Below are 13651 nucleotides of genomic sequence, written 5' to 3'. Positions count from 1 at the left end.
ATACGGACATTGCCTAGCCCATGACCTTGCGCCAACGCCTGGAAAACCTCCCGGTCGGGCAGAAGCTGCTGGCGGCCCTGCTGGTATTGCTGGTGACCATCCTGCTGGTGGCCAACCTCACCTTCATCAGCGCCGCCTACTGGATCACCCAGGAAAGCATGGCCCCCCAGGCACTGCAGACCATCGGCCGGCTGGTAGCCAACCCGCAGCTTGCCGCCCGCGCCGGCGACACCCCGGAAACCGCCAGCGCCCTGCTCAAGGAACTGGACAGCTACACGCCACTACGCGCCGCCGCCGTCTACGGCGGCGATGGGCGTATGCTGGCGCAGCTGCAGCATGGCGAGCCGCTGGCCCTGCCCAAGCGTTTTCGCAACATCGACGGCTGGCGCCTGATGGAGTTTCGCAGCACCCAGCTGATCCGCATACCGCGCGACGCCAACCCGCCGGCGCACATGCTGCTGGTGGCCAGCAGCGAGCTGCCCACGGCGTTCTACACCGGCACCCTGAGCGCCAGCATGGGCATCCTGGTGTTCAGCATCCTGCTGTGGATTGTGGTCGCCCGGCAGATAAAGCGCCTGATCACCCAGCCAATCAACCAGCTCGAGGAGCTCAGCCGCCAGGTTACCCGCGAAGAGAGCTATGCCCTGCGCGCCAAGCGCGGCAACGACGACGAAATCGGCAGCCTGGCCGAAGCCTTCAACACCATGCTCTCGCGCATCGAAGGCCGCGAGCAGCAGCTGAAACGCGCGCGGGACGAATTCCAGAGCGCCTACGACCAGGCCCAGGGCCTGGCCGAGGAAACCCGCCATACCAACCGCAAGCTTGAGCTGGAAGTGCAGGTGCGCAGCAAGATCGAGAAAAAACTCACAGGCTTCCAGAACTACCTCAACAGCATCATCGACTCGATGCCCTCGGCGCTGATCGCCCTCGACGAACAGCTTTACGTGACCCAGTGGAACCACGAAGCCACGGTGCTTTCCGGTACGCCACTGGACGAAGCGCTGAACCAGCCGGTGTTCATCGCCTTCGAGCCGCTCAAGCCGTTTTTGCCGCAGTTGAAGGAAACCGTGGAAAAGCACCGGGTAGCGAAGATCGAGCGGGTCACCTGGGCCAAGGGCGATGACCTGCGCCACTACGCCCTGACCTTCTACCCGCTGACCGGCGGCGGTGGGCGCGGGGTGGTCATCCGCATCGACGACATTACCCAGCGCCTGTCGCTGGAAGAGATGATGGTGCAATCCGAGAAGATGCTCTCGGTCGGTGGCCTGGCAGCAGGCATGGCCCACGAGATCAACAACCCGCTGGGCGCCATCCTGCACAACGTGCAGAACATTCGCCGGCGCCTGTCGCCCGAGTTGCCGCGCAACCAGGAGCAGGCCGAAGAACTGGACATCGACCTGGCCACGGTCAACCGCTACCTGGAAAGCCGCGAGGTGCCACAACTGCTCGATGGCATTCAGCAGGCAGGCGCCAGGGCAGCGAAGATCGTCACCCACATGCTCAGCTTCAGCCGCCGCAGCAACCGCCAGCTGGCGCCGTGCGACCTGCCGGCACTGATCGACCAGGCGGTGGACATTGCCGGCAATGACTTTGACCTGACCATCGGCTTCGACTTCAAGGGCCAGGCCATCGTGCGCCAGTTCGACCCTGAACTGGGGCCCGTGCCCTGCACGGCCAACGAACTGGAACAGGTACTGCTCAACCTGCTGAAAAACGCGGCGCAGGCCATCCACGTGCGGCCACAGCCCTGCGAGCCCGGGCGCATTACCCTGCGCACCCGGCTAAACCCGCCATGGGCGGAAATCCAGGTTGAGGACAACGGCGTCGGCATGCCCGAGGCCGTGCGCAAACGCACCTTCGAGCCGTTCTTCACCACCAAGGAAATCGGCCAGGGCACTGGCCTGGGCCTGTCGGTTTCGTATTTCATCATCACCAACAACCACAAGGGGCAGATGGAAGTGCAGTCCACGCCCGGCCAGGGCACCTGCTTTACCCTGCGCCTGCCCCTCGTCCAGCCGGCGACGCCGGCCAACACGGAGAAGTGACATGGGCTATCGCCTGTCGAAGATCTACACACGCACCGGCGACAAGGGCGAAACCGGCCTGGGCGACGGACGCCGGGTGCCCAAGGACCACCCACGGATCGAGGCGATTGGCGAGGTGGACAGCCTGAACAGCCAGTTAGGCCTACTGCTGGCGGGCCTGGACGAGCAAGGCCTGGACGAGGTGAGCACCGTGCTGGTGCCGTGTCAGCACCGCTTGTTCGACCTGGGGGGTGAGCTGGCGATGCCGAGCTACCAGGCGTTGACCCTGGCAGAGGTGGAGCGCCTGGAGGCGGCCATCGATGTGTGGAACGAAGAGCTGGGGCCGTTGAAGAACTTCATCTTGCCCAGTGGTTCGGCGCTGGTGGCGCAGGCGCATGTGTGCCGCAGCCTGGCGCGCAGTGCGGAGCGGCGGTGCCAGCAGTTGAATGCCGTGGAGCCACTGGAAGGCGTTGGCTTGGCGTATATCAACCGGCTTTCCGATCTACTGTTCGTGGCGGCGCGGATCATCGGGCGGCGCCAGGGGGTGGCTGAGGTTTTGTGGCAGCCTGCGCCAAAGCCTGAGGGCTGATATTACCGGGGCTGCTTTGCAGCCCCCTTACTCAGGCCTCGGGCCAGAACGCCCGGATACCGGCTACACCCTGTGCACCGGCTTCCCAGGCATGCTCGCGCTCACCCGGCCCTACGCCACCCAGCAGGTAAACCGGCTTGTTGAAGCCGGCAATCAACCGCTGCGCCTCATCCCATCCCAACGGCACCGCCTCTGGGTGAGTCTGAGTCGCCTGCAACGGCGACAAAGTGACAAAGTCCACGCCCATCTGTTCAGCAAGCGCCAGCTCCTCGGCGCTGTGGCAGGACGCCGCCAGCCAGCGCTCCTTGGGGAACGGCCGGCCCTTGGCAGCGTACTTGCGCAACTGCGCTGCCGTCAGGTGCCAACCGGCCGACGGGAAATCACCCAGCCATTCCAGCGGCCCCTTTAGCATCAGTTGCGCCTTGCCCCCACACAACCCCACAGCATCCACCGCCACATCACGGTACTTGGGGTCGTACATGTCCGGCGCCCGCAACTGGATCAGGCGAGTACCATTAGCCACCGCCTTCTGGATGCCCTTGAGCATCTGTGGCACTTCCAGGCCATCCGGGGTAATCAGGTATTGGTCCGGCAGACGCGCGGCAGCCACGATCGGCTTGTTGGCCTCGGGGAACTCGTATTGCGCCAGGTCCCGTGGCGACACCCACTCCAGCGGCTGCCCTTCTGCGCCATGAGGCTCGCCCGTGAACGCTTCGACTTCGCGCACGTCCAGCAGCACCTGTTTGTCCGGGTAGTCATGGCTGACCTTGATCAGCGCACGCGAGCGGGTCACCTCGATGCCCAGCTCCTCGCGCAGCTCACGGGCCAGCGCCGCTTCCACGCCTTCACCCTCTTCCACCTTGCCACCGGGAAACTCCCACAGGCCGCCCTGGTGCTGGGTATCGGCCCTGCGTGCAATAAGAATGCGGCCATCAGTACCGCGAATGACCGCCGCTACAACATGTATCCGTTTCACCCTTCACGCTCCGCCAGGCCGGCCTGCTGCCACGCCTGGAAGGCTGGCCACTGATAAATGGTTTCGATGTAGGCTGCCGCCTCTGCCGGCACTTCCACGCGGTAGGTGCGCAGGCGCACGGCCACCGGGGCGAAGAAGGCATCGGCCAGGCTCGGCTTGCCGAACAGGAACGGGCCGCTGTCCTTGGCCACCACGCGGCATTCGGACCACAGCGCGACGATACGGTCGATGTCGACCTGCACGTCCAGCGGCACATTGTCCAGCGCCTGGTCACGCGACAGGTCGAACGGCATGGCACCGCGCAGGGCGAAGAAACCGCTGTGCATCTGCGCGCAAGCCGAACGGGCCTGGGCGCGGGCGGCTGCGTCGACAGGCCACAGCTGGGCCTCGGGGTGCTGTTCGTTGAGGTATTCGGCGATGGCCAGGGAATCGGCGATCACACCGTGCTCGCTCTTGAGCAGCGGCACCTTGCCGGTGGAGGAAAAAGCGAGGATGCGCTGGCGGGTATCAGGCTGGTTCAGCTTGATCAGGGTTTCTTCGTAGGGCACGCCAGCCAGCTCGAGGGCCAGGGCGCCACGCAGCGACCAGGAGGAATACAGCTTGTCGCCGATGATCAGGTGATAGCTCATTGTTCGGCTCCATCGGTTTGGAATGCTGGGGCTGCTTTGCAGCCCCATTTTCGATCAGGTACGGTACTCGGCGTTGATCTTCACGTACTCGTGGGACAGGTCGGTGGTCCAGATGGTTTCGCTGCACTGGCCACGGCCCAGCTCGATGCGGATGGTGATCTCTTCCTGGGCCATCACTGCCGAACCCTGCGCTTCGGTGTAGCTCGGGTTGCGGCCGCCTTTGCTGGCGATGCATACGCTGTCCAGGTACACGTCGATCAGGCTGACATCCAGCTCCGGCACGCCAGCGCGGCCAACGGCGGCCAGAATGCGGCCCCAGTTCGGGTCGGAGGCGAACAGTGCGGTCTTGATCAGTGGCGAGTGGGCCACGGCATAGCCGACGTCCAGACATTCCTGGTGGTTGCCACCACCGTTGACCTGCACGGTCACGAACTTGGTCGCGCCTTCGCCGTCACGGACGATGGCCTGGGCCACCTCCATGCACACTTCGAACACGGCCTTTTTCAGGGCTTCGAACAGCGCGCCGCTGGCTTCGGTCACTTCCGGCAGGTTGGCCTTGCCAGTTGCAATCAACATGCAGCAGTCGTTGGTCGAGGTGTCGCCGTCGATGGTGATGCGGTTGAACGACTTGTTGGCGCCGTCCAGCATCAGGTCCTTGAGCACTGCCGGGGCAACCTTGGCATCGGTGGCGATGTAGCCGAGCATGGTGGCCATGTTCGGGCGGATCATACCTGCACCCTTGCTGATGCCGGTGACGGTAACAGTCACGCCATCGTGCTGGAACTGACGGCTGGCGCCCTTGGGCAGGGTATCGGTGGTCATGATGCCGGTGGCAGCTTCAGCCCAGTGGTTTTCCGACAGGTTGTCGAGGGCGGCCTGCAGTGCACCTTCGATCTTCTCGACCGGCAGTGGCTCGCCGATCACGCCGGTAGAGAACGGCAGTACCGACTCGGCCGGCACGCCAGCCAGCTCGGCCAGCTTGGCGCAGGTACGTTCGGCGGCGGCCAGGCCTGGCCCGCCGGTACCGGCGTTGGCGTTACCGGTGTTGGTCAGCAGGTAGCGCACGGTGCCCTGTACACGTTGCTTGGACAGGATCACCGGCGCTGCGCAGAAGGCGTTGAGGGTGAACACGCCAGCCACGCTGGAGCCTTCGGCACAGCGCATGACCACTACATCCTTGCGCCCCGGGCGCTTGATGCCGGCAGAAGCGATGCCGAGTTCAAAACCCGGAACCGGGTGCAGGGTAGGCAAAGGACCAAGACCAACAGCCATTAGAGCGCTCCTAGAAAAACGGTGAAGTGATGATGGAAGAGCGGGGCCGCTTCGCGCCCCATTCGCGGCACAAGGCCGCTCCTACAGGGGCATCGCAACCATTGGGTCGGGCGCGGTCCCTGTAGGAGCGGCCTTGTGCCGCGAATGGGCCGCAAAGCGGCCCCCGGTTTGTGACGTTACAGCAAATGAATCAGATCACTCGATCTGCCCGTGGCAATGCTTGAACTTCTTGCCCGAACCGCACCAGCACGGCTCGTTGCGGCCCAGCTTCTGGTCGTTGCGCACTGGCGCTGCGACGACCGCCGCTTCGGCGCCCTCCTCGCTCAGTTGCTCGCTTTCCAGACCCGGGGCAGGGGCATGCTGGAACTGCATGCGGCTGGCCAGTTCCTCGGCCTCGCGGCGCAGGCGGGCTTCTTCTTCGATCGGATCTTCGCGGCGAACCTGAACGTGCGACAGCACGCGGATGGTGTCGCGCTTGATCGACTCGAGAAGCTCCTGGAACAGGCTGAACGACTCGCGCTTGTACTCCTGCTTCGGGTTCTTCTGCGCATAGCCACGCAGGTGAATACCGTGACGCAGGTGGTCCATGGTCGACAGGTGGTCTTTCCACAGGTCGTCCAGCACGCGCAGCAGAATCTGCTTCTCGAAGGTACGCAGGGCGTCGATACCGGCCTGGTCTTCCTTCTCGGTGTAGGCGGTGGTGATCTCGTTCAGCAGCTTCTCGCGCAGGGTCTCCTCGTAGAGGTGATCGTCCTCGTCGAGCCACTGCTGGATCGGCAGCTTAATGGCGAAATCGCTGGCCAACGCAGCTTCCAGGCCGACCACATCCCACTGCTCGGGCAGCGACTGCGGCGGGATGTGCTGGCTGATGGTAGCGTCCAGTACTTCCTGGCGGAATTCTGCGATGGTGTCGCCGATGTTCTCGGCGGCCAGCAGGCTGTTGCGCATGTGGTAGATCACCTTGCGCTGCTCGTTGGCCACGTCGTCGTATTCGAGCAATTGCTTACGGATGTCGAAGTTACGGCCTTCGACCTTGCGCTGGGCCTTCTCGATGGCGTTGGTGACCATGCGGTGTTCGATGGCCTCGCCCGACTGCATGCCCAGTGCCTTCATGAAGTTCTTCACCCGGTCAGAGGCAAAGATGCGCATCAGGCTGTCTTCCAGCGACAGGTAGAAGCGGCTGGAACCCGGGTCACCCTGACGGCCCGAACGGCCACGCAGCTGATTGTCGATACGGCGCGATTCGTGGCGCTCGGAAGCGATCACGTGCAAGCCGCCCGACTCGATCACTTGCTGGTGACGTTTCTGCCAGTCCGACTTGATCTGGGCGATCTGCTCGGGTGTCGGGTTTTCCAGGGTGGCCACTTCAGCCTCCCAGTTACCGCCCAACAGGATGTCGGTACCACGACCGGCCATGTTGGTGGCGATGGTCAGTGCGCCTGGCGCACCGGCCTGCGCGATGATCTCGGCTTCCTTCTCGTGGTACTTGGCGTTCAGTACCTTGTGCTCGATGCCTTCCTTGAGCAGCAGGTTCGACATGTGCTCGGAGGTTTCGATGGTGGCAGTACCCACCAGCACCGGGCGGCCGTGGGTCATGCTTTCCTTGATGTCGGCGATGATCGCGGCGTATTTCTCGTCGGCAGTCAGGTACACCAGGTCGTTGAAGTCTTTACGTGCCAGCGGCTTGTTCGGCGGGATCACCATCACGTTGAGGCCGTAGATGGACTGGAACTCGAACGCTTCGGTGTCGGCGGTCCCGGTCATGCCGGACAGCTTGGTGTACAGGCGGAAGTAGTTCTGGAAGGTGGTCGAAGCCAGGGTCTGGCTCTCGGCCTGGATATTCAGGTTCTCTTTCGCCTCGATGGCCTGGTGCAGGCCCTCGGACAGGCGACGGCCTGGCATGGTACGGCCGGTGTGCTCGTCAATCAGCAGGACCTGGCCGTCCTGGACGATGTATTCGACGTTGCGGTGGAACAGCTTGTGCGCGCGCAGGCCAGCGTAAACGTGGGTCAGCAGGCCCAGGTTGTGCGAGGAATACAGGCTCTCGCCCTCGGCCAGCAGGCCGGCCTGGGTGAGCATCTCTTCGATGAACTGGTGACCGGCTTCGTTGAGCTCGACCTGGCGGCTCTTCTCGTCGATGGTGAAGTGGCCTTCCTGGGTGACCTGGCCTTCGACTTCTTCGATGTGCTGGGTCAGGCGCGGGATCAGGCGGTTGATCTCGATGTACAGCTTGGAGCTGTCTTCAGCCTGGCCGGAAATGATGAGCGGGGTGCGCGCCTCATCGATGAGGATGGAGTCGACTTCGTCGATTACCGAGAAGTTGAGTTCACGCTGGAACTTCTCTTCCTGGCTGAACGCCATGTTGTCGCGCAGGTAGTCGAAACCGAATTCGTTGTTGGTGCCGTAGGTAATGTCGGACGCATAGGCGGCGCGCTTTTCTTCCGGCGGCTGGAAGGCCGAAACGATACCTACCGACAGGCCGAGGAATTCGTACAGCGGGCGCATCCAGTTGGCGTCACGGCGAGCCAGGTAGTCGTTGACGGTGACCACGTGCACGCCCTTGCCGGACAGTGCGTTGAGGTACACGGCCAAGGTACCGACCAAGGTCTTGCCTTCACCGGTACGCATTTCTGCGATCATACCCTCGTGCAGGGTCATGCCACCGATCAGCTGCACATCGAAGTGGCGCATGCCCATTACGCGCTTGCCGGCCTCTCGGGCCACGGCGAAGGCTTCAGGCAGCAATTGGTCCAGTGTCTCGCCTTTGGCCAAACGCTCCTTGAACTCTGCGGTCTTGCCCCGCAGTTGCTCGTCGGAGAGGGCCACCATCTTCTCTTCGAAGGCATTGACGATACTCACCGTCTTGAGCATGCGTTTCACTTCACGCTCGTTCTTGCTTCCAAAAAGTTTTTTTAACAAAGGCGCAAACATATCGGCAGGATCTTCCACACGTAGGGATGGAGGGCGGCCCCATGAGTCGCCCGTGCAGCCCTGAGGCCGCATGCGAACGAGCATTCTACCCGGAAACGATGGTGAGGAAAGTGGTGGATTTCCACGATGCTATTACAGCGTTTTGGCAGGGGCCTGTCTTAGATAGGGGCATTTTCCCTGAGTTCAAGCCTTGGCAACATGAAAGCTATCGAGAATTAGTCTTATCTTCTATTACCCGCGAAGAGGCCGGCACAGGCTATAGAGGTGTTAAACTGCTGCCCTTGCAACCTCATGCGTACCCCATGGCCTACAAACCCTCCCCTGCCCAGCCACCCTCCGCACTGCTGCGCCAGGTGCGCCCGTTGCGCCTGCTGCTGAACCAGGCCGAACGCCTGGAGCACCTGCAGCGCCTGCTGGAAAGCCAGCTGCAACCAGCTGCCCGGGAGCACTGCCATGTGGCATCGTGGCGCGATGGCACTTTGTTGCTGGTGGTTACCGACGGCCATTGGGCAACCCGCCTGCGCTACCAGCAGAAGCGCCTGCTGGCAGCATTACAAGCCATGGAAGCATTCGGCAACCTCAGGCGCATCCTCTACAAGGTGCAGCCACCGCTGGTGCCAGCCAAGCGAGGTGGGCATGCTGCAGAGCTGTCGATCAGCGCCGCCGAAAGCCTGCGCGACACCGCCGAGGGCATCACCGACCCCAAGCTGCGCGCAGCGCTGGAACGGTTGGCCGCCCACGCCAGGAACAAGCCATAAAAAAGGCCACCCGAAGGTGGCCTTAATGAACTAGAGAGTGTTCGAACTTACACGGCCGCAACAGGGCGCATGTACGAGATCGGTGCCGTGCTGGCATCTTCGAAAGTGACCACTTCCCAGGCATCGGTTTCTGCAATCAGCTTGCGCAGCAGCTGGTTGTTCAGCGCGTGGCCGGACTTGAAGCCCTTGAACTCGCCAATCAGGCTGTTGCCCAGCAGGTAAAGGTCGCCAATGGCGTCGAGGATCTTGTGCTTGACGAATTCGTCTTCGTAACGAAGGCCGTCCTCGTTGAGCACGCCGTCCTCATCGACCACGATGGCGTTCTCGACACTGCCACCCAGCGCAAGGTTGTGCTTGCGCAGGTACTCGATGTCACGCATGAAGCCGAAAGTACGCGCGCGGCTGACTTCTTTCACAAACGAGGTGCTGGAGAAATCGACGCTGGCGCTCTGGGTCCGGTTGCGAAGCACCGGGTGATCGAAGTCGATCTCGAAGCTCACCTTGAAACCTTCGAAAGGCAGGAACGTGGCGCGCTTGTCGCCCTCTTCCACGGTTACCTCACGCAGGATGCGGATGAACTTCTTGGCTGCGTCCTGTTCTTCCAGGCCGGCAGACTGAATCAGGAATACAAAGGGTCCGGCGCTGCCATCCATGATCGGCACTTCCGAGGCGGAGAGCTCGACGTAGGCGTTATCGATGCCCAGGCCCGCCATGGCGGAGAGCAGGTGCTCGACCGTATCGACCTTGACGTCACCGTTGACCAGCGTCGTCGACATGGTTGTCTCGCCGACGTTGGCCGCACGCGCAGGGATTTCGACCACAGGGTCGAGATCGGCGCGGCGGAAGACGATGCCGGTGTCAACAGGTGCAGGCTTGAGGGTCAGGTAAACCTTCTCCCCGGAGTGCAGACCGACACCTGTGGCACGGATGGTATTCTTCAGGGTGCGTTGTTTAATCATGGCATTGGCCGCTTCAGCGCAAATTGCGAACAGGTATCAACAAAGGCTGGGGATGATAACAGACCCAACCTTTGATGAATACCAATCACCTTTATACCCCTGATAAATTCCATTAATCAGCCTGACGACGCAGGAATGCCGGGATATCGAGGTAGTCCAGGTCATCCTGAGGGTTCAGTTTAGCGGCTGCGGCAGCACCTGCATGCGCCTGGTTGCGCATCACGGTCGGGCGCTCCAGGTCGCGGTAGTTGACCGCTGGCTGCTCCTGGCGCACCGGCGCAGGATTGGACGCTTCGTACGCTTGCTGGGCAGTCTGCAGGGTATTGTCGACCACCTTCACAGGCTTCTCGATGCGCGCGCCCAGGCCAGTGGCCACAACGGTCACGTGCAGTTCGTCGCGCATGTCCGGGTCGATCACGGTGCCGACCTTGACCATGGCGTGGTCAGAGGCGAAGGCTTCGATGATGCTACCCACATCGGAGTACTCACCCAGCGACAGGTCCGGGCCTGCGGTGATGTTCACCAGGATGCCACGGGCGCCCTGCAGGTTGACGTCTTCCAGCAGCGGGTTGCGAATCGCCGCCTCGGTGGCTTCACGCGCACGGTTCGGGCCGCTGGCACAGCCAGTACCCATCATCGCCATGCCCATTTCACCCATCACGGTACGCACGTCGGCGAAGTCGACGTTGATCATGCCAGGGCGTTTGATGATGTCGGAGATACCGCGAACGGCACCGGCCAGTACATCGTCGGCCTTGGCGAAGGCGGACAGCAGGCTGGCATCCTTGCCCAGGATTGTCAGCAGTTTCTCGTTGGGAATGGTGATCAACGAGTCGACGCTTTCAGCCAGCATGCGGATGCCTTCATCGGCGATCTGCATACGTTTGCGGCCTTCGAACGGGAACGGACGGGTCACCACGGCTACGGTGAGAATGCCCATTTCCTTGGCCACTTCGGCAATGATCGGCGCTGCACCTGTACCGGTACCGCCACCCATGCCAGTGGTGATGAACACCATGTTGGTGCCCTGCAGCACTTCGGCGATGCGCTCACGGTCTTCCAGCGCAGCCTGACGGCCGACTTCCGGATTGGCACCGGCACCCAGGCCCTTGGTCACACCAGTGCCCAATTGCAGGATGGTGCGCGCGCCAATACTTTTCAGCGCCTGGGCATCAGTGTTGGCGCAGATGAATTCCACGCCTTCGATGCTGCTCTTGACCATGTGGTTGACGGCGTTGCCGCCACCACCACCAACGCCGATCACCTTGATGACCGGACTTTGCGGGACGTTGTCTACGAGCTCGAACATTTTCCCTCTCCTTACAGTTCTCTAGTTGTTGCGCCTACCACTACTGCTTTGAAACTTAGAAGTTGCCCTGGACCCACTTCTTGAAGCGCTCAAGCACTGGGGCCTTCGGTTCATCGCCATAGCTGTTGTTGCTGCTGTTGGTGTTACCGGTCAGGATCAGGTCCTCGGACTGCTTCAGCAGACCGTAAGTGAGCAAGCCCACACCGGTGGAATAGATCGGGTTGCGAACCACGTCGCTCAGCCCCCGAACGCTGTGCGGTACGCCCAGGCGTACCGGCATGTGGAAGATTTCCTCGGCCAGTTCCACGGCACCTTCCATCTTCGCGGTGCCGCCGGTGAGGACGATGCCGGCTGGCACCAGGTCCTCGTAGCCGCTGCGGCGCAGCTCGGCCTGGATCAGGGTGAAGAGCTCGTCGTAACGTGGCTCCACCACCTCGGCCAGGGCCTGGCGCGACAGCTCGCGCGGTGGGCGGTCGCCCACGCTCGGCACCTTGATGGTCTCGCCGGCGCCAGCCAGTTTGGCCAGGGCGCAGGCGTAGCGGATCTTGATTTCTTCGGCGTACTGGGTAGGGGTACGCAGGGCCATGGCGATATCGTTGGTCACCTGGTCGCCAGCAATCGGGATGACTGCGGTGTGACGGATGGCGCCCTCGGTGAAGATGGCGATGTCAGTGGTGCCGCCACCGATGTCCACCAGGCACACGCCCAGTTCTTTTTCATCGTCGGTCAGCACCGAGTAGGCCGAGGCCAGCTGCTCAAGGATGATGTCGTCGATTTCCAGGCCGCAGCGGCGTACGCATTTCTCGATGTTCTGCGCCGCGTTGACTGCGCAGGTGACCACGTGGACCTTGGCTTCCAGGCGCACGCCGGACATGCCCAGCGGCTCGCGCACGCCTTCCTGGTTGTCGATCACGTAGTCCTGCGGCAGGGTGTGCAGCACACGCTGGTCGGCCGGAATCGCCACGGCCTGGGCGGCGTCGAGTACACGTTCCAGGTCGGCCAGGCTGACCTCGCGGTCGCGGATGGCGACGATGCCGTGGGAGTTCAGGCTGCGGATGTGGTTGCCGGCTACCCCGACGAAGGCCGAGTGGATACGGCAGCCGGCCATCAGCTGCGCCTCTTCCACGGCGCGCTGGATCGACTGCACGGTGGACTCGATGTTCACCACCACGCCTTTCTTCAGGCCGCGGGACGGATGGGTGCCGATCCCGACGATTTCCAGGGTACCGTCTTCGCCCACTTCGCCCACCAGCGCCACCACCTTGGAGGTGCCAATGTCCAGCCCGACGATCATTTTGCCGCTATGCGCGTTTGCCATGGTCCTGCCTCTCTCTAATTCTTCGCAACGGCGGGTTGGGCCGTCGTCGGTGCAATCGGTTCCCGCCAACCAACGGCAAGTCCGTTGGAATAACGCAGATCAATGCGGGCGATAGTGGTGATCTGGTCTTTGAGTGTCTTGTCGTAAATGGCAATGAAACGGCGCATCTTCTCCACCAGATGGTCACGCCCCAACAGGAGCTCGATGCCTGGCCCGGCGCTGCTTGCACCGGTGGTCAGGAACCAGCTGCCTCGCTCGCGCAGCTCCAGGCGAGCAATGGAAAAGCCCATGGGGCGCAGCATCTGGCTCAATACCTGGTACTGCTGCATGACTTGTTGCTGAGCACGCTGGGGCCCGGCCAACTGCGGCAGGTGCTCGTAGTTGGCCAGTTCGCGCGGGGTGAAGGCCTGGCCCTGGTTGTTGAGCAAGGCTTCGTCACCCCAGCGCGCCACCGGCAGCTGTTCTTCCAGGCGGATCACCACCTCGTCAGGCCACACCCGGCGCACTTCGGCGTGGGCGATCCATGGCATCTGTTCGAGCTCCGCACGCATCGCTGGCAGGTCGACGCTGAAGAAGCTTGCCGCCACGTAGGGCGCGATGCGCTGCTGCACCGACTGCTGGCTGATGTAGCTGAGGTCGCCTTGCACGTCGATCTTGGTGATCGGCCGGTCGGCATACGGCATCAGGCGAATGGCGCCTTCGTAGGCACCAAAGCCGGCCGCCACCAGCAGCACCGGCCACAGCAGGCGCTTGAGGCCTCCCAGGCTTGGCCGCGGCAGGCGCGCCGATACGGGCTCGTCGGCCACCAGCCGGCTGGCACCACGCGGCACCGGCTTGCTACGGCCGGTAACGGGTTGCTGCTGACGTATCATCGCGCCTTGCATGG

The 13651-nt window shown here is 62.7% G+C and carries 11 protein-coding genes; 3 read left to right on the top strand and 8 right to left on the bottom strand.

Annotated features, from left to right (window positions below; all coding sequences use genetic code 11):
• Positions 1–20: 20 nt before the first annotated feature.
• Positions 21–2045, top strand: coding sequence for an ATP-binding protein (locus tag SB756_RS12530; protein WP_341796707.1), 2025 nt, complete (start codon positions 21–23; stop codon positions 2043–2045).
• Position 2046: 1 nt separating this feature from the next.
• A complete protein-coding gene (locus SB756_RS12525; protein ID WP_016498060.1) occupies positions 2047–2613 on the top strand; it encodes a cob(I)yrinic acid a,c-diamide adenosyltransferase in 567 nt (188 codons plus the stop codon).
• A gap of 31 nt (positions 2614–2644) precedes the next feature.
• Here the strand turns inward: SB756_RS12525 and SB756_RS12520 are convergent, their stop codons facing one another.
• The 4 genes from SB756_RS12520 to secA form a co-directional block, all read right to left on the bottom strand.
• Positions 2645–3589, bottom strand: a complete 945-nt coding sequence (locus SB756_RS12520) for a Nudix family hydrolase (RefSeq protein WP_341796708.1) — start codon at positions 3587–3589, stop codon at positions 2645–2647.
• Positions 3586–4218: a glutathione S-transferase family protein gene (locus SB756_RS12515; protein ID WP_019471522.1), complete on the bottom strand. Its 633-nt coding sequence runs from the start codon at positions 4216–4218 to the stop codon at positions 3586–3588. Before SB756_RS12515 ends, SB756_RS12520 begins: the two co-directional genes overlap by 4 nt.
• A 54-nt stretch (positions 4219–4272) precedes the next feature.
• Entirely contained in the window at positions 4273–5490 is a 1218-nt protein-coding gene (gene argJ, locus SB756_RS12510) for a bifunctional glutamate N-acetyltransferase/amino-acid acetyltransferase ArgJ (protein ID WP_410910907.1), read from the bottom strand.
• A 195-nt stretch (positions 5491–5685) separates the two neighbouring features.
• Entirely contained in the window at positions 5686–8421 is a 2736-nt protein-coding gene (gene secA / locus SB756_RS12505) for a preprotein translocase subunit SecA (protein WP_341796710.1), read from the bottom strand.
• Positions 8422–8723: 302 nt separating this feature from the next.
• Between secA and SB756_RS12500 the strand changes: the two genes are divergently transcribed.
• Positions 8724–9179, top strand: coding sequence for a DUF721 domain-containing protein (locus tag SB756_RS12500; RefSeq protein WP_043198044.1), 456 nt, complete (start codon positions 8724–8726; stop codon positions 9177–9179).
• Positions 9180–9226: 47 nt separating this feature from the next.
• Here the strand turns inward: SB756_RS12500 and lpxC are convergent, their stop codons facing one another.
• From lpxC to SB756_RS12480, 4 genes are all read right to left on the bottom strand, one after another.
• On the bottom strand, positions 9227–10138 hold the full coding sequence (lpxC, locus tag SB756_RS12495; RefSeq protein WP_003251873.1) for a UDP-3-O-acyl-N-acetylglucosamine deacetylase: 912 nt from the start codon (positions 10136–10138) through the stop codon (positions 9227–9229).
• Between the two features lie 112 nt (positions 10139–10250).
• Positions 10251–11447 carry a cell division protein FtsZ gene (gene ftsZ, locus SB756_RS12490; protein ID WP_016488958.1) on the bottom strand — a complete coding sequence of 399 codons (1197 nt, stop codon included), beginning with the start codon at positions 11445–11447 and terminating at the stop codon, positions 10251–10253.
• A gap of 55 nt (positions 11448–11502) precedes the next feature.
• On the bottom strand, positions 11503–12765 hold the full coding sequence (ftsA, locus tag SB756_RS12485; protein WP_016488959.1) for a cell division protein FtsA: 1263 nt from the start codon (positions 12763–12765) through the stop codon (positions 11503–11505).
• A gap of 14 nt (positions 12766–12779) precedes the next feature.
• Positions 12780–13649, bottom strand: a complete 870-nt coding sequence (locus SB756_RS12480; RefSeq protein WP_016498051.1) for a cell division protein FtsQ/DivIB — start codon at positions 13647–13649, stop codon at positions 12780–12782.
• Between the last annotated feature and the right edge of the window lie 2 nt (positions 13650–13651).

It is taken from the genome of Pseudomonas sp. SIMBA_068 (assembly GCF_046534705.1).
GTDB classification, from domain to species: domain Bacteria; phylum Pseudomonadota; class Gammaproteobacteria; order Pseudomonadales; family Pseudomonadaceae; genus Aquipseudomonas; species Aquipseudomonas putida.
This window is presented reverse-complemented; position numbering and strand designations above follow the sequence as displayed.

Bases quoted from the DNA above. Each gene is read 5' to 3' on its own strand.
- ftsA (WP_016488959.1), bottom strand. From the start codon at position 12,765: ATGGCAAACGCGCATAGCGGCAAAATGATCGTCGGGCTGGACATTGGC.
- secA (WP_341796710.1), bottom strand. From the start codon at position 8,421: ATGTTTGCGCCTTTGTTAAAAAAACTTTTTGGAAGCAAGAACGAGCGT.
- SB756_RS12530 (WP_341796707.1), top strand. From the start codon at position 21: ATGACCTTGCGCCAACGCCTGGAAAACCTCCCGGTCGGGCAGAAGCTG.
- lpxC (WP_003251873.1), bottom strand. From the start codon at position 10,138: ATGATTAAACAACGCACCCTGAAGAATACCATCCGTGCCACAGGTGTC.
- SB756_RS12480 (WP_016498051.1), bottom strand. From the start codon at position 13,649: ATGCAAGGCGCGATGATACGTCAGCAGCAACCCGTTACCGGCCGTAGC.
- SB756_RS12515 (WP_019471522.1), bottom strand. From the start codon at position 4,218: ATGAGCTATCACCTGATCATCGGCGACAAGCTGTATTCCTCCTGGTCG.
- SB756_RS12500 (WP_043198044.1), top strand. From the start codon at position 8,724: ATGGCCTACAAACCCTCCCCTGCCCAGCCACCCTCCGCACTGCTGCGC.
- ftsZ (WP_016488958.1), bottom strand. From the start codon at position 11,447: ATGTTCGAGCTCGTAGACAACGTCCCGCAAAGTCCGGTCATCAAGGTG.
- argJ (WP_410910907.1), bottom strand. From the start codon at position 5,490: ATGGCTGTTGGTCTTGGTCCTTTGCCTACCCTGCACCCGGTTCCGGGT.
- SB756_RS12525 (WP_016498060.1), top strand. From the start codon at position 2,047: ATGGGCTATCGCCTGTCGAAGATCTACACACGCACCGGCGACAAGGGC.